Annotated in this window: 15 protein-coding genes; 4 read left to right on the top strand and 11 right to left on the bottom strand. The window is 65.6% G+C overall.

Features of this window, described 5'->3' with window-relative positions; all coding sequences use genetic code 11:
• Positions 1-32: 32 nt before the first annotated feature.
• Entirely contained in the window at positions 33-470 is a 438-nt protein-coding gene (locus CSC94_RS14750) for a DUF6691 family protein (protein WP_099307124.1), read from the bottom strand.
• A gap of 4 nt (positions 471-474) precedes the next feature.
• Positions 475-981 (bottom strand): YeeE/YedE family protein, encoded by a 507-nt coding sequence (locus CSC94_RS14745; RefSeq protein WP_099307123.1) that lies wholly within the window; start codon positions 979-981, stop codon positions 475-477.
• Between the two features lie 61 nt (positions 982-1042).
• Here CSC94_RS14745 and CSC94_RS14740 point away from each other — a divergent pair, with 61 nt between their 5' ends.
• On the top strand, positions 1043-1375 hold the full coding sequence (locus CSC94_RS14740) for an ArsR/SmtB family transcription factor (protein WP_099307246.1): 333 nt from the start codon (positions 1043-1045) through the stop codon (positions 1373-1375).
• A 37-nt stretch (positions 1376-1412) separates the two neighbouring features.
• Here the strand turns inward: CSC94_RS14740 and CSC94_RS14735 are convergent, their stop codons facing one another.
• Genes CSC94_RS14735 through pcaD form a run of 6 tightly spaced genes read right to left on the bottom strand, consistent with a single transcriptional unit; the run spans position 1413 to position 9597 of the window.
• On the bottom strand, positions 1413-2564 hold the full coding sequence (locus tag CSC94_RS14735; protein WP_099307122.1) for an acyl-CoA dehydrogenase family protein: 1152 nt from the start codon (positions 2562-2564) through the stop codon (positions 1413-1415).
• 22 nt (positions 2565-2586) lie between these two features.
• Positions 2587-3789, bottom strand: coding sequence for a pimeloyl-CoA dehydrogenase large subunit (gene pimC / locus CSC94_RS14730; protein ID WP_099307121.1), 1203 nt, complete (start codon positions 3787-3789; stop codon positions 2587-2589).
• A 12-nt stretch (positions 3790-3801) separates the two neighbouring features.
• The gene (locus tag CSC94_RS14725; protein WP_099307120.1) at positions 3802-4983 is read right to left on the bottom strand and encodes an acetyl-CoA C-acyltransferase; all 1182 of its coding nucleotides are present in this window, start codon (positions 4981-4983) and stop codon (positions 3802-3804) included.
• Position 4984: 1 nt separating this feature from the next.
• On the bottom strand, positions 4985-6685 hold the full coding sequence (locus tag CSC94_RS14720) for an AMP-binding protein (RefSeq protein WP_099307119.1): 1701 nt from the start codon (positions 6683-6685) through the stop codon (positions 4985-4987).
• Positions 6682-8766 carry a 3-hydroxyacyl-CoA dehydrogenase NAD-binding domain-containing protein gene (locus CSC94_RS14715; RefSeq protein ID WP_099307118.1) on the bottom strand — a complete coding sequence of 695 codons (2085 nt, stop codon included), beginning with the start codon at positions 8764-8766 and terminating at the stop codon, positions 6682-6684. The genes CSC94_RS14720 and CSC94_RS14715 overlap by 4 nt, the downstream gene beginning before the upstream one ends.
• A gap of 36 nt (positions 8767-8802) precedes the next feature.
• Complete coding sequence (gene pcaD, locus CSC94_RS14710) at positions 8803-9597, bottom strand: 3-oxoadipate enol-lactonase (protein ID WP_099307117.1); 795 nt, start codon at positions 9595-9597, stop codon at positions 8803-8805.
• A 177-nt stretch (positions 9598-9774) separates the two neighbouring features.
• Between pcaD and CSC94_RS14705 the strand changes: the two genes are divergently transcribed.
• Entirely contained in the window at positions 9775-10731 is a 957-nt protein-coding gene (locus tag CSC94_RS14705; protein ID WP_205853322.1) for an MBL fold metallo-hydrolase, read from the top strand.
• A gap of 88 nt (positions 10732-10819) precedes the next feature.
• On the opposite strand, the gene CSC94_RS14700 is transcribed toward CSC94_RS14705, so the two are convergent.
• The 3 genes from CSC94_RS14700 to CSC94_RS14690 form a co-directional block, all read right to left on the bottom strand.
• Positions 10820-11914 (bottom strand): YeeE/YedE family protein, encoded by a 1095-nt coding sequence (locus CSC94_RS14700; protein WP_099307115.1) that lies wholly within the window; start codon positions 11912-11914, stop codon positions 10820-10822.
• Between the two features lie 181 nt (positions 11915-12095).
• Positions 12096-12455, bottom strand: a complete 360-nt coding sequence (locus tag CSC94_RS14695; protein ID WP_099307114.1) for an ArsR/SmtB family transcription factor — start codon at positions 12453-12455, stop codon at positions 12096-12098.
• A gap of 85 nt (positions 12456-12540) precedes the next feature.
• On the bottom strand, positions 12541-12861 hold the full coding sequence (locus tag CSC94_RS14690; RefSeq protein ID WP_099307245.1) for a thioredoxin family protein: 321 nt from the start codon (positions 12859-12861) through the stop codon (positions 12541-12543).
• Positions 12862-13011: 150 nt separating this feature from the next.
• Here CSC94_RS14690 and CSC94_RS14685 point away from each other — a divergent pair, with 150 nt between their 5' ends.
• On the top strand, positions 13012-13779 hold the full coding sequence (locus tag CSC94_RS14685; RefSeq protein WP_099307113.1) for a cytochrome c biogenesis CcdA family protein: 768 nt from the start codon (positions 13012-13014) through the stop codon (positions 13777-13779).
• A gap of 11 nt (positions 13780-13790) precedes the next feature.
• Positions 13791-14375: a thioredoxin family protein gene (locus CSC94_RS14680; RefSeq protein ID WP_099307112.1), complete on the top strand. Its 585-nt coding sequence runs from the start codon at positions 13791-13793 to the stop codon at positions 14373-14375.
• The last annotated feature ends 19 nt before the right edge of the window (positions 14376-14394 follow it).

Raw genomic sequence — 14394 nt, 5'->3', positions numbered from 1 at the left:
GGTGACACTCCTCGCTTTGAATTCTCTTGGGCTCACGCGGCCTTCAGCCTGAGTGAGCGGTGAAGCGCCATGCGCGCGGCAGCGATGCCGGCCATCATGGCCAGAAGGAAAACGGCGGTGGGGCCGAATCCGATCCCGAGCGCCGGAATGGCGCCACCCGGACAGAAGCCGGCGATCCCCCAGCCGACGCCGAAGGCGGCCGATCCGCCGATCAGCTTGGCGTCGATGGTCCGGCTTGTCGGCACGAAGAACTTCGGCGCGTAGACCGGCTTGGCCATGGCGCCGAACAGGATGCGGTAGCCGATGGCCGTGGGGATCAGGGCGCCGCCCATCACGAAGATCAGGCTCGGGTCCCAGGCCCCGGCGATGTCGAAGAAGTTGACCACCTTGGCCGGGTTGGCCATGCCGGACATGGCGATGCCGATCCCGAACACGATGCCGGCCGCAAGGGCGGAGAGGAAGGATTTCATGGCGTCAGGCTCCGATCACGTGGCGCATGACGTAGACGGTAAGGCCCGTCGTGATCATGAAGGTGATGGTGGCCAGGATGGACCGTGGCGAAAACCGCGCCATGCCGCAGACGCCGTGGCCCGAGGTGCAGCCCGACCCGTAAGTCACGCCCACGCCGACGATGAACCCGCCGACGATCATCGCCGGAAGGGTCACCGGAACTGCGAAGGGAACAATTCCGCCCGCCAGGACGTAGAGCATGGGTCCGGCGACCGCTCCGATCAGAAAGGCGATGCGCCAGCCGTTACCGGCGGTATACGGCGGAAGAATGCCGCCGACAATGCCCGTCATTCCGGCGATCCTGCCGTTGAAAGCCATCAGCATCACCGCCGACAGGCCGATCAGCACGCCCCCCGCAAGTGATTGAAATGGCGTAAAATCCGTTACCATGTTCCGCTCCCTTGGATTTGTCTTTTCGACATGCGGCTTGTTTTCCACCGTTGTGTTTGCTATATATGTGAAAGTGTTCATATATGCAAGATAAAAGATGTTAGCGATGATCTCGACACCGGAAAAGGGTCTGCAGGCACAGATGGATATCGATGAAATCGGCAAGTCGGCGGAAGACGCCGCCAGTCTTCTGGCCGTGATGGCGAATTCCAACCGCCTGATGATTCTCTGCCACCTCATGAATGGCGAGATGGCTGTTCAGCCGCTGGCCGATGCTGTCGGCATGACCCAGTCGGCCCTGTCGCAGCAATTGTCCAAGCTCAGGGCCCTCAAGCTGGTCTCCACCCGTCGCGACGGCCGGACCATCTACTACTCGGTCGCCTCCGACAAGGTCTGCCGCGTTCTGGAAACGCTCTACGATATCTATTGCGCGCCGCGCAAGGCGGGCCAGAACGCCGAAGCCGCCGCGATCTGAAACCACGGCGGCCTCGCAAGGACGAAAGGCCGGCCTGTCAGGCGGCCTCGAACAGTCCGCCGGCACCGGACAGTTTTGACAGGTGATGATCGGTATCGCCGAACAGGATGTCGATCATCGTGATCCGCTTGAAATAGTGGCCGATCGCATATTCCATCGTCATCCCGACGCCGCCGTGGAGCTGGATGGCGTTCTCGCCGGCCAGCCGGCCGCCGCGACCGATCTCCACCTTGGCGGCAGACACGGCGCGCCCGCGCTCGTCCGCATCGTCGCTGTCGGCCATCATCGTGGCATACATGGTGATCGAGCGGCCCTGTTCGAGCGCGATGAACATGTCCACCGCCGCGTGCTGCAGCACCTGGAACTTGCCGATCTCGACGCCGAACTGCTTGCGCGTCTTCAGGTACTCGACAGTCAGCTTTTCCATCGCTTCCATGTTGCCCACCGCCTCGGCGCAGAGCGCCGCGACGGCCTGGTCGACCACCTTGGCGATCAGCGGATAGGCGCCGCCCTCCGGCCCGAACAGGCGTGACGAGTCCACCGAGACGTTTTCCAGCGTCACCTCGGCGGCCCTGGAGCCGTCCTGCAGGCGGTAGCCGCGCCGCGTCAGCCCGGCCGCATCGGCATCGACGAGGAAGACGCACAGGCCGGCCTCGTCGCGTACATCGCCCGAAATACGGGCCGAAACGAAGATCTTGTCCGCCGTGTCGCCGTTGAGCACAAGGCTCTTGGCGCCGTTGAGCACGTAGCTGTCGCCCTTTTTCTCCGCCGTGGTCTCCACATGTGCGAGATCGTAGCGGGCGTGGCGCTCGCTGTGGGCAAAGGCCAGCTTCAGCGATCCGTCCGCGATCGCCGGCACCAGCTCCCCGCGCTGCGCGTCATTGCCGCCTTCGCGCACGAAACCGCCGCCCAGCACCACCGTGGCGAACCAGGGCTCCAGCACCAGCGCGCGGCCGAAGCTCTCCATCACCAGCATGATGTCCTCGGCATCGCCGCCGAGCCCGCCGTCCTCTTCGGCGAACGGCAGCATCATCAGGCCCATCTCGGCATAGCGGTTCCACATCGCCTGGCTGTAGCCTTCCGGCTCGGCCATGTAGGCATTGCGGCTCTCGAACCCGTACTCGTTGGCGAGCATCCGGTCGAGCCCGTCCTTGAGCATGGATTGTACTTCACTCAGGTCAAAGTCCATTTGTCCGTGTCCTGTCAGGGTCTCAAAGCCCGAGCACCGCCTTGGCGATGATGTTCTTCTGGATCTCGTTGGATCCGCCGTAGATCGAAACCTTGCGGTTGTTGAAATAGGACGGCGCGGCATGGGCCGCGTAGTCCGGGCCGATCGGCGGCTCGTTCCAGCCCTGGCCGGTGTCATGCTGGAACGGCATGGCATAGGGTCCCATCACTTCCATCAGCAGGTGCGTGGTCGCCTGCTGGATCTGCGAGCCCTTGATCTTGAGGATCGAGGAGGCCGGGTCAGGCTTGCCGGTATTGCCGCGCTTGGCATCGGCGGAGACCACCCGTAGCTGCGTCATCTCCAGCGCCTTGAGGTCGATTTCCACCGAGACCAGCTTCTCCATGAAGCGCGGGTTCTCGATCAGCGGCCGTCCGCCCGACATTTCCTTGGCCGCCAGTTCGCGGATGCGGGCGATACGCTGCTTCGACATGCCGATACGGGCGATGTTGGTGCGCTCGTTACCGAGCAGGAACTTGGCATAGTCCCAGCCCTTGTTCTCCTGGCCGACGAGGTTCTCCACCGGCACCTTCACGTCGGTGAAGAAGACCTCGTTGATCTCGCGGCCGCCGTCGATGGTGATGATCGGGCGCACCTCGATGCCCGGCGTCTTCATGTCGATCAGCAGGAAGGAAATGCCCTCCTGCTTCTTGGCCTGCGTGTCGGTGCGCACCAGGCAGAAGATCCAGTCGGCATATTGCGCCAGCGTCGTCCATGTCTTCTGGCCGTTGACGATGTAATGGTCGCCCTCGCGCACCGCCCGCGTCTTCAGCGAGGCGAGGTCGGAGCCCGCGCCCGGTTCCGAGAAGCCCTGGCACCACCAGTCGTCGAGATTGGCGATACGTGGCAGGTAGTGCTTCTTCTGCTCCTCGCTGCCGAAGGTGTAGATCACCGGGCCGACCATGTTGACGCCGAAGGCAAGAGGCGCAGGGCAGGGGAATTTCTGCAGTTCTTCCAAGAAGATGTACTGCTTCATCGGGTCCCAGCCGGTGCCGCCCCATTCCTCCGGCCAGTGCGGGACCGCCCAGCCCTTCTCGTTCAGGATGCGCGTCCAGCGCACCAGCCCGTCCTTGTCCGGATACTCGCCATGGATCATGGCGTCGTAGATGTCCTTGGGCAGGGCTTCGCGGAAGAAGGCGCGCACCTCCTCGCGAAAGGCATTTTCCTCGTCGGTGAAGCGAAGATCCATCGCGGTCTCTCCTCAAACGATCTCGAACAGGCCGGCGGCTCCCATGCCGCCGCCGATGCACATGGTAACGACGGCATACTTGACGCCGCGCCGTTTGCCCTCGATCAGGGCATGGCCGGAAAGCCGCGAACCGCTCATGCCGTAGGGATGGCCGACGGAAATGGCACCGCCGTCGACGTTGAGCTTCTCCGGGTCGATGCCGAGCTTGTCGCGGCAATAGATCACCTGCACCGCGAAGGCCTCGTTCAGTTCCCACAGGCCGATGTCGTCCACGGTCAGGCCGTGGCGCTGAAGCAGCCGCGGCACGGCGAAGACCGGGCCGATGCCCATTTCGTCGGGCTCGCAGCCGGCCACGTTGAAGCCGCGCAGGATGCCGAGCGGCTCCAGGCCCTTCTGCTCGGCGAACTTCGATGACACCATCACGTTGGCCGAGGCGCCGTCGGAAAGCTGCGAGGCATTGCCCGCCGTGATCGTGCCGCCTTCGTAGACCGGCTTCAGCCCTGCCAGGCCTTCCGCCGTCGTGCCCGGACGCGGTCCCTCGTCGTGGGTGATCTCCACGTCCTGGTGGCTGACTTCCTTGGTCGCCTTGTCGATCACGGCCATCGTCGCCTTGATCGGCGCGATCTCGGCGTCGAACCGGCCGGCCTCGCGGGCGGCGGCGGTGCGGCGCTGGCTCTCCAGCCCGTACTCGTCCATCTGCTCGCGCGAGATGCCGTAGCGCTTGCCGACGATTTCCGCCGTGTCGATCATCGGCAGGTAGACCTCCGGCTTGATCGCCATCAGGTTCTCGTCCTTGAGCATGTAGGTGTTGCGTTTGTCGTTCTGGACGAGGCTGATCGATTCCAGACCGCCGGCAATGCCTGCTTCCACGCCGTCGTTGCGGATGGCATTGGCCAGCAGCGCCATCGACTGGAGGCCCGACGAGCACTGCCGGTCGATGGTCGTTCCGGCCGCCGTCACCGGCAGGCCCGCGGTCAGCAGCGCGCGCCGCGCCACGTTCAGGCCAGTCGCGCCCTCCTGCATGGCGCAACCCATGATGACGTCCTCGATCTGCCCGCCTTCCAGGCCGGAGCGTTCGAGCGCGTGGCGGATGGCGTGGCCGCCCAGCGTGGCGCCGGGCGTGTTGTTCAGGCCGCCGCGATAGGCCTTGCCGATCGGCGTGCGGGCGGTGGATACGATGACGGCGTCAACCATGTCAGTCTCCCTTGGGGTCGTTGGCGGCGGCGCGAGCTTCTTCGGCCGCCTCGCGTTTGAGATCAATCTTGGAAAGCTTGCCGACGGGCGTTCGCGGCAGGGCATCGCGAATGGCGAGCGCGCGCGGCATTTCGTGTGGTCCGAGCCGCTCCTTGAGATAGGCCTGCAGCGCCTCAAGCGTCAGGTCCGGTGCACCGTCGCGCAGCTTGACGAAGGCCTTGGCGCTCTCGCCGCGATAGCCGTCGGGCACGCCGATCACCAGCGCCTCTTCCACGTCCGGGTGCGTGTAGATCGCCTGTTCGATCATCTGCGGATAGACGTTAAAGCCGCCCGAGATGATCATGTCCTTCTTGCGGTCGACGATGGTGAAGAAACCGTCCTCGTCCATGAAGCCGATGTCGCCGGTCAGGAACCAGCCGTCGGCGAAGCTCGCCGCTGTTTCTTCCGGCCGGTTCCAGTAACCCGACGTCACGTTGTTGCCGCGGATCGCCAGTTCGCCGGTTTCCCCTTGCGCCAGTTCGCGTGACGGCTCCGCCAGGTCGACGATGCGCAGGAAACAGCCCGGCAGCGGGATGCCGATCGTGCCGGCCTTCTGCGGCCAGCCACGTGGCAGGTTGGTGCCGGCCGGCGAGGTCTCGCTCATGCCCCAGCCGCCGAGCAGTTCCAGCCCGGTCTTGCCGGTGAACCGGCGCGCGACCTCCACGGGCATGGGCGCTCCGCCGGACGCCGCCAGCGTCAGCGCCGACAGGTCGCGTTTCTCGAAGCCCGGCGTCTGCGTCATCGCGATCCACATGGTCGGCACGCCCGGCAGCACGTTGGCGCCGGCCTCGATCTCGTCCAGTGCCGCGGCGGGGTCGAAGCGCGTGCGCAGCAGGCATTCGTTGCCGCCCTTCAGGCTGCGCAGCAGCACCGCCGAAAGACCGTAGATATGAAACAGCGGCAGGTAGACCAGCACCTTTTCGCCATCCGGCTTGACCAAGCCCCAGATGTCGTACCAGGCCGTGTAGGACGACACCGCCCCGGAAATGTTGCGGTGGGTCAGCATGGCTGCCTTGGGCATGCCCGTGGTGCCGCCGGTGTATTGCAGCAGCGCGAGGTCATCGATGTCCGTGGTCACGGAGGGCGGGGCGCCCGCCCCGGCCACGAAGTCGTCGTGGCGGGTGATGGCCGACCCCTCGGGCATCGGCCCGGTGTCCTCGCTGGCGCCCCAGGCCGCGTCGTCGAACACGACAACCCGGTCCACCAGGCCCTTGTCCGCCAGCAGGGCCGCACCGGCGCCCAGCTTGCCGAAATTGGTCGTCACCAAGAGCCGTGCGCCCGAATCCGCCAGCTTGTGCGCCAGCACCACCGGCGCATCGAGCGGCGACAGGTGCACGACGACGGCGCCGATCTTCATCAGCGCGAAGAATGTCACCGGATGGGCAGGCGTGTTGGGCAGGAGCAGGGCAACGCGGTCGCCCCGCGAAATGCCGGCTCGCGCAAATCCGGCGGCAGCTTCGCCGGCCATCCGGTCCAGGTCGCCATAGGTGATCGCCCGCCCGCGGAAGTCCAGCGCCGTCCGCCCGCCATGGTCGCGCGCGCCGTCTTCCAGGATCGCCTGGATGGGAAACAGCGCCAGCGTGGCCGGATCCGGGAGGTGGCCCCCCGGATAGACCTTTTCCCATGGCCAGCCACCGGCTGGCGGAGCGGGCAGGGCGGTCATGAGGCGTCCTTGAAGCGCTTGCCCTCGCTTGCCAGGCGGCGCAGCAGGGGCGAGACCTCGAACACCGCCGCGCCCGTGCGGCCGTGCCAGTGGTCAAGGCGCTCGACGATCGTCGCGAGTCCCAACGTCTCGGCCCAGTGCATCGGGCCGCCCTTGCCGATCGGGAAGCCGTAGCCGTAGATCCAGACGACATCGATGTCGGAGGCCCGCTGCGCGATGCCCTCGTCGAGGATCTTCGCGCCCTCGTTGATCATCGGGTAGATCGTCCGCTCGATGATCTCCTCGTCGGAGATGTCGCGCCGGTTGATGCCCTTGGAAGCCGCGGTGTCGAGGATCAGCTTTTCGACCCAGGCATCGGGGATCGGCGTGCGCCCGTCCTCGTAGCGGTACCAGCCCGCGCCCGTCTTCTGGCCGTAGCGGCCGGCCTCGCACAGCGGGTCGGCGAGCGCCGCGGTCTTGCCGAGCGACTTGCGCGTGCGCCAGCCGATGTCGTTGCCGGCCAGGTCGCCCATCTGGAACGGTCCCATCGGCCAGCCGAAATCGCGGAACGCCTTGTCGACTGTCTCCGGCAGGGCGCCTTCCAGCAGCAGCGCCTCCGACTGCGCCGAGCGCGCAGCCAGCATGCGGTTGCCGACGAAGCCGTGGCAGACGCCGACGACCACCGGCACCTTCTTTGCCTTCTTGCCCACGGCCATCGCCGTGGCCAGGACGTCCGGCGCGGTCTTGTCGCCGCGCACGATCTCCAGCAGCTTCATGACGTTCGCCGGCGAGAAGAAATGCATGCCGATCACGTCCTGCGGCCGATTGGTGAAGGCGGCAATCGCGTTGACGTCGAGGTAGGACGTGTTGGAGGCCAGGATGGCGCCCGGCTTGGCGATCCGGTCGAGCGTCTTGAACACCTGTTCCTTGACGCCCATTTCCTCGAACACGGCCTCGATGATGATGTCGCAATCGGCCAGGTCGTCATAGGAGGTCGTGGGCGTGAACAGTGCCATGCGCTTGTCCACGTCTTCCGCCTTCATCGAGCCGCGCTTGGCGGAAATCTCGTAATTGTTGCGGATGCGCTCCAGCCCCTTGTCCAGCGGCTCCTGCGCCATTTCCAGGATGGTCACCGGGATGCCGCCGTTGACCAGCGACATGGCGATGCCGCCGCCCATCGTGCCCGCGCCGATGACGCCGGCCTTCTTGACTTCGCGCGGCTTCACGTCCTTCGTCACGCCGGCCACCTTGCCCGCCTCTCGCTCGGCGAAGAACAGGTGACGCTGGGCGCGCGACTGGTCGGAATTCAGCAGCTTCAGGAAGATCCGCAGTTCTTCAGCGTAGCCTTCCTCGAAGGGCATGGTGATGGCATTGCGCACCGACTGCGCACAGGCATGCGGCGCTTCCAGCCCGCGCGCCTTCTTCGTCATGTCCTTCACAAGCGCGTCGAAGGCGGAAATGTCGGCCCGGGCCGTGGTGATCCTGTCTTCCCGGTCGCGCGGCAGCGGCGTGTGCTTGCCATCGGCAATGGCCTTGCGCAGGAAGTCCACGGCGCCGGCCACAAGGTCCTCGCCCTCCACGATCGCATCGACCAGCCCGTCCGCCAGGCATTCCTTCGCCGGCATGAAGCGCCCGGCGACAATGGCCTGCAGCGCCTTCTCCGGACCGATGACACGCGGCAGCCGCTGCGTGCCGCCCGCACCGGGAATGAGGCCGAGCTTCACTTCCGGAAGGCCGCACATGGCCGAGGGCACGGCAACCCGGTAGCGGCAGCCGAGCGCCAGTTCCAGGCCGCCGCCGAGCGCCGTGCCGTGGATGGCGGCGACCGTCGGCTTGGTCGAGAAGCTCTCCAGCGTCGCGATCAGCGTCAGCAGGCTCGGCTCCAGCCGGGGGCCGCCAAATTCCGAAATGTCGGCGCCGGCCACGAAGGTACGGCCCGCGCAGGTCACCACCACGCCCTTCACGCTGTCGTCGTCGCGCAATGCGATCAGCGCCTCGTTCAGCGGCGCGCGCATGGCGTGGCTGAGCGCGTTGACGGGCGGGTTGTCGATGATGACGACGGCGATCTCATTGTCGCGCGTGACGGTGACGATATCGTTCATGGGGCCTCCGAAAGCAAAGAATGTTGGTGCGGGCGGTCAGGCGCCGCCGGGTTCTGAAAGGAAATCCTGGATCAGCCGGGCCGTGGCCTCCGGCTGCTCGACGCAGGGAATGTGTCCGGCGCCGGGAATGGTCTCGAACCGCGCGCCCGGGATCCTGTGTGCCATCGCCTTGACGAGCGACGGCGGTGTGGAACCGTCCTCCGCGCCGACCAGGGCGAGAACGGGCAGGTCGAGCGCCGCGCTGGACGCGGTCAGGTCGCAATCGCGCAAGGCCGCGCAGGTGCCGACGTAGCCTTCCACCGGCGAGCGGGTCAGCATGGCCTTCATGCCGGCAAACAGCGGATTGTCGTCGCGCCGGAAATCGGCGGTGAACCACTTCTCCATCACGCCGTCGGCAAGCGGGCCGATGCCGTTCGCGCTCACGGCCTCGATGCGCTGGTTCCAGCCGGCCTCGTCGCCGATCTTCGGCGCCGTGCCGATCAGCACCAGCCGGCCGACGAGGGCGGGCCGGGCCGCCGCGATGCCCTGGGCGATCATGCCGCCGACGGAGAGCCCGCAGACATGGGTCTTCTCCACGCGAAGATGGCCGAGCAGGGCCATGAGGTCGGCCACGTGGTCGTCCATGGCATAGGGCGCGGCGGTCGCCTCCGACAGGCCGTGGCCGCGCTTGTCATAGCGGATGACGCGCACCCGCCCGGCGAGTTCGCTTGCCACCGCATCCCAGATGCGGAAATCGGTTCCCAGCGAATTGGCGAAGACCAGGCACGGCAGGTCGCCTTCGCCCGTGTCGTCGTAATGGATCGCCACGCCGTTGACGCGTGCGAACTTCATTCCGGGTTCCTCCCTTTTCCTGACATACTACCGAGTATGTTGGAAATCTGACCGTGGGTCAATCGTCATTCACGGATCATGAAGGGTCGATCGTCATGAAAACAAATTCAAACAATTGAATATTTCCTTTGAACGTGCTCTTTTGGCCCGACAAGAAAAAGCTCCATGGAGGAAACCATGCGTCGTGACGCAGATGCCATCGCGGACCATTTCCGCCTGACCCGACGCCAGATGCTGATGCTGGGAAGCAGCGGCCTGGCGGCCTTGGCCTTCGGCCTATCGGCCCGTCCGGCGCGCGCCGTCGGGAACGTTGCCCTGGGCGACGCCGAGGTCACCATCGTCTCTGACGGCACGCTGACGCTGCCCCTGTCATTCATCGCGCCCGACGTGCCGAAAGACGAACTCGACGCGCTGCTGAAGGCCAATGGCATGGCGACCGATGCCGTGACACCTGATTGCAACGTCACCTTCTTAAGGTCGGGCGACCGCCTGGTGGTCTTCGATGTCGGCTCCGGGTCGAATTTCATGCCGACGGCTGGCAAGCTCCTGGCGAACCTGGAGGAAACCGGCATCGATCCCTCCGAGGTGACGGACGTCGTCTTCACCCATGCCCACCCCGATCACCTGTGGGGTCTGGTCGACGATTTCGACGAGATGATCTTCCCGGAAGCGAATTACTACATCGGCCAGGCCGAATGGGATTTCTGGCGCGCCGATGACACGCTCGCGGCCATGCCGGAAGAGCGCAAGACCTTCGTGGTCGGTGCGCAGAGCCGCCTCGCGGTACTCGAGGACCGGATCAACCTGATCAATCCGGGCGCCGAGGTCGTTCCCGGGGTCGAGGCCATCGACACCTCCGGCCACACGCCCGGCCACCTGTCTTACATGCTGCACGGCGGATCGGAACAGTTGCTCGTCATCGGCGACGCGATCAGCAGTTCCGTCATTTCCTTTGCCCATCCCGAATGGCCCTATGGAAGCGATCAGGACCCGCAGAAAGGCATCGAGACCCGCACGGCGCTGATCGACCGGCTCGCCTCCGACAAGGCCCATGTGGTCGGCTACCACCTGCCGCATCCGGGCAAGGGCCGCGTGGAAAAGGACGGAACGGCTTACCGGTTCGCGGCCGGCTGACGCCGGCAGGAGCGGACGTCATCTCCGGCGGAAAAAGGCTCGGGAAGGGCCTTGGGCGGCAGCCGGATCGACAGGTCCGGACGGAATTCTATTCCGCCGGGTCGTGGCCGGTCCGGCGGAAGGCCGCCGCGATGGATCCCTCCAGCATCCAGGCGAGCCCCATCCGCGCGCCAAGCGCGATCGAGATCATGACGACGGGCGCGGAAAGGGCCAGCGTCGATACGGCGCTCACGCCCTGGCCGATCGTGCATCCCATGGCGAAGACGCCCCCGGTGCCCATCAGGAAGCCGCCGGCCATGTGGCGGGACAGTTCGCGCGCGTCGTCGCAGGCTTCCCAGCGCATGTCGTCGGCCCACCAGGCACACAATGCGGCGCCGAGAACAACGCCGATCATCAGCCCCACGCCGTAATCCGGCACGACGCCGGTGAACGTGGCAAAGTGCATGATGGTGTCGCCGACCGGGACGACGAAGGACGCCGCCTCGATCTGGACCGGCTGGAAGGCGTGGTGAGCGGCCGTCGAGGTGGCCCACCAGCCGAAGGCGACGGCGAGGCCGAGCACGATGCCGGTCAGGATCCGTCCGCGGCTGCGCCGGAAGGCGGCATCCCGGAAGGCCCAGGCGAGCATGAGCGTGGCCACCGCGACGGCCACGGCGATGGACAGGTCCGCCCCGGCAAAATGGGACGCGATGTCGCCGAGTGACTGGCTTTTCACCGGCGCCAGGTCGATCGCCAGGTTATCGACGATTTCCACGCGAAGCTGGGCGATCAGCCCCTTCTGCGCTGCCAGTGCGGAAAGGCCGAGCACAAGCAGCACGACCACGGAGCGCAGGCTGCCGCCGCCGGCCCGCACCAGCGCGCCAAAGCCGCAGGTCCCGACCAGCGCCATGCCGAAGCCGAAGGCCAGTCCGCCGATCACGGCGCCGGTCACGCCGAACAGCGGCGACAGGTAGAACGAGCGGGAAATGTCGGCCACGCCGCCATGGATCATGGCCTGGGTCGCCATCAGTGCGACGGCAGCCGCGAGGATCCAGCTGGAAAGACCCGTCGAATCGGCGGCGTACCAGTGCCGCTCCAGTGCCGACAGGGTGCAGAAGTGCGTCCGCCGCGCGGCATAGCCCATCACCAGCCCGGCAAGCAGGCCGGCCAGGGGCAGGAACCAGGGCGATTCCGCAAATTCCATCGCGCTTCCTCCGGACCGTCCTGTTTCCCCACGCCGGGGCTGGACAGCCTCGTTCTCTTGCCGGTGATCGTACCTGCCAGCTTGGCAGAGTGCAATCGCGCGTGAGCGGCACCGGCCGGGCATGAAAAAAGCCGGCCCGCGGCCGGCTTCGGATCGGTGAGGCTGGCCGGATGGCGGCTGGCTATCCCTCGGCCTTGCCGTCGCCGCTGCGCACCGGCGCGCAGAACAGGCCGTAGAGGGTTTCGATCACCGGCGCCACTTCCTTGCTGGCGAGCGAGTAATAGATCATCCGCCCGTCACGCCGGGTCTCGACGAGCTGGTCGAAGCGCAGACGCGCCAGTTGCTGCGAGACCGCCGCCTGCGGCATGTCCATGATCTGCTCGAGTTCGGAGACCGACTTCTCCCCCTCCGCCAGCAGGCAGAGGATCAGCAGCCGGCTTTCATGGCTGAGCGCCTTCAGCAGGTCGCTGGCCTTGCGCGCCTGCGCGATCAGTTCGCTCATCTGCTCCGGGGCGGATGGATCGAGTTGAGGAAGGGCCATGGTCAATATCCCGCGTTCCGGCCATGGACAGTCGGAACCTATTTATTCAAACTTCTACATGCATAGCATGGTGCGACGCAAAAAATCAATTCGACGGCTGCAATTTGCCGATGAGTTCGTCCGCGAGGTACCAGAAGAACTGGTCACCGGGATAGCCACGGATACGCCCGATTTCCTGTCCGTTGTCAATCAGCACGAAGGTCGGAGTGAATCGCTCGCGCGCCACGTAGTCCAGGTCCTCGGGCCAGGGCCTGGTGATGTCGACACGGCGCAGCGGTGCGACCTGGCCTTCCCTGGTCTTCGGCCAGGCCGGTGCGATCTCGGCGTTGAAGCGGGCGCACCAGGCACAGCCGGGCTGCTCGAGCATGAGCATTTCCGCCGCACCGGCCGGAGCCGCCGCGGTCATCAGGAGACCGATCGCCGAAAGGGTGCGAATGAATTTCACGGGATCACCTCATTTTCGATTTGCAACATATAGCGTATTCCGCATACATTCCAGCCCTCACATGCCGAAGACGATGCCTGCACGGTGCAGCCGGCGGTGACGGGAGGAATGATGCTCGATGTCAGTCTGTGGGGCGCGCTGGTTGCAGGCGTCCTGTCGTTCGTTTCGCCCTGCGTTCTGCCGATCGTTCCGCCGTACCTCGCCTGGCTGGCCGGCCTGAGCTTCGAGGAGCTCAGGGAAAGCGAGACGGTCCGCGGGCGGTCGCGCAAGATCGTCATGGCCGCCGTGGCCTTCGTTCTCGGATTCTCCACCGTCTTCATCATGCTCGGCGCCACGGCGTCCGTCTTCGGCCAGGCCATGCGCCAGGCACTCGCCTGGTCGATCCGGATCGGCCCGCTGGACATCAACGTGCTGGCCGCCGTCGCGGGCCTGGTCATCCTGGTCATGGGCCTGCACTTCCTCGGTGTCTTCCGCATCGGCCTGTTGTACCGCGAGGCCCGGGTCCAGGTGGAGAAGAAACCGGCGGGCCTGCTCGGCGCCTACGTCATCGGCTTGGCCTTCGCCTTTGGCTGGACCCCTTGCGTCGGCCCGGTTCTCGCTGCCATCCTCTTCGTTGCGGGAACCGAGGATACCGCGATGCGTGGCGCCATGCTTCTTGGCGCCTATTCGCTCGGCATCGGGGTTCCCTTCATCATCGCGGCGCTGTTCGCAAGCCGCTTCATCGCCGCCGCGCAGCGCTTCAAGCGCCACATGCACAAGGTGGAAATGGCCATGGGTGGCCTGCTCGTGATAACCGGGTTGCTGTTCATGACGGGCCAGATGTCGCGCATCGCGCAATGGCTCATCGACACCTTCCCCGTGTTCCAGACCATCGGTTGAGGAGAAATCGCATGATTCGCCTGATTGCCCTTTTTGCAATGCTCCTGCTGCCTGCCGTGGCCTTGTCCGCCGAGATCGGCGATGACGGCCTGCACAAGGAGCCCTGGTTCGCAAACACGTTCCGGGACGTCGCCGAGGACATCCAGACCGCCAAGGCGGAAGGCAAGCGTCTTGCCATCGTCTTCGAGCAGCGGGGCTGCATTTATTGCCGCGCCATGCACGAGAAGCTGCTGTCCGATCCCGAGGTCGCCGACTACATCAAGGCCAACTACATGGTCGTCCAGTACAACATGTTCGGCGACACCGAGGTCACCGACCTGGACGGCGAGGATCTGACCGAGAAGACCGCCGCCCGCAAATGGGGCTATGTCTTTACGCCGACGATCGTTTTCCTGCCCGAAGACGTGCCGGAAGGCGAGACGACCGTCGCCAAGGCCGCCGTCGCCACCATGCCTGGCGCGTTTGGAAAATGGACCTTCCTGAACATGTTCCGCTGGGTCCGCGAGAAGGGCTACGAGGGCGACGAGCACTTCCAGAAATACCATGCCCGCATCATCAACGAACTTCGCGCCGCAGGACGCCTTGATGCGGAGTAAGGGATGCGCCAGCATGGGA

Origin of the sequence: Zhengella mangrovi, from assembly GCF_002727065.1 — a bacterium.
GTDB classification, from domain to species: Bacteria; Pseudomonadota; Alphaproteobacteria; order Rhizobiales; family Rhizobiaceae; genus Zhengella; species Zhengella mangrovi.
The sequence above is the reverse complement of the archived record's forward strand: the minus strand, read 5'-3'. Positions and strand labels throughout refer to the sequence as shown.

Coding starts and splice junctions, on each gene's coding strand:
- CSC94_RS14750 (WP_099307124.1), bottom strand. CDS start 470: ATGAAATCCTTCCTCTCCGCCCTTGCGGCCGGCATCGTGTTCGGGATC.
- CSC94_RS14745 (WP_099307123.1), bottom strand. CDS start 981: ATGAACACTTTCACATATATAGCAAACACAACGGTGGAAAACAAGCCG.
- CSC94_RS14740 (WP_099307246.1), top strand. CDS start 1,043: ATGGATATCGATGAAATCGGCAAGTCGGCGGAAGACGCCGCCAGTCTT.
- CSC94_RS14735 (WP_099307122.1), bottom strand. CDS start 2,564: ATGGACTTTGACCTGAGTGAAGTACAATCCATGCTCAAGGACGGGCTC.
- pimC (WP_099307121.1), bottom strand. CDS start 3,789: ATGGATCTTCGCTTCACCGACGAGGAAAATGCCTTTCGCGAGGAGGTG.
- CSC94_RS14725 (WP_099307120.1), bottom strand. CDS start 4,983: ATGGTTGACGCCGTCATCGTATCCACCGCCCGCACGCCGATCGGCAAG.
- CSC94_RS14720 (WP_099307119.1), bottom strand. CDS start 6,685: ATGACCGCCCTGCCCGCTCCGCCAGCCGGTGGCTGGCCATGGGAAAAG.
- CSC94_RS14715 (WP_099307118.1), bottom strand. CDS start 8,766: ATGAACGATATCGTCACCGTCACGCGCGACAATGAGATCGCCGTCGTC.
- pcaD (WP_099307117.1), bottom strand. CDS start 9,597: ATGAAGTTCGCACGCGTCAACGGCGTGGCGATCCATTACGACGACACG.
- CSC94_RS14705 (WP_205853322.1), top strand. CDS start 9,775: ATGCGTCGTGACGCAGATGCCATCGCGGACCATTTCCGCCTGACCCGA.
- CSC94_RS14700 (WP_099307115.1), bottom strand. CDS start 11,914: ATGGAATTTGCGGAATCGCCCTGGTTCCTGCCCCTGGCCGGCCTGCTT.
- CSC94_RS14695 (WP_099307114.1), bottom strand. CDS start 12,455: ATGGCCCTTCCTCAACTCGATCCATCCGCCCCGGAGCAGATGAGCGAA.
- CSC94_RS14690 (WP_099307245.1), bottom strand. CDS start 12,861: ATGACCGCGGCGGCTCCGGCCGGTGCGGCGGAAATGCTCATGCTCGAG.
- CSC94_RS14685 (WP_099307113.1), top strand. CDS start 13,012: ATGCTCGATGTCAGTCTGTGGGGCGCGCTGGTTGCAGGCGTCCTGTCG.
- CSC94_RS14680 (WP_099307112.1), top strand. CDS start 13,791: ATGATTCGCCTGATTGCCCTTTTTGCAATGCTCCTGCTGCCTGCCGTG.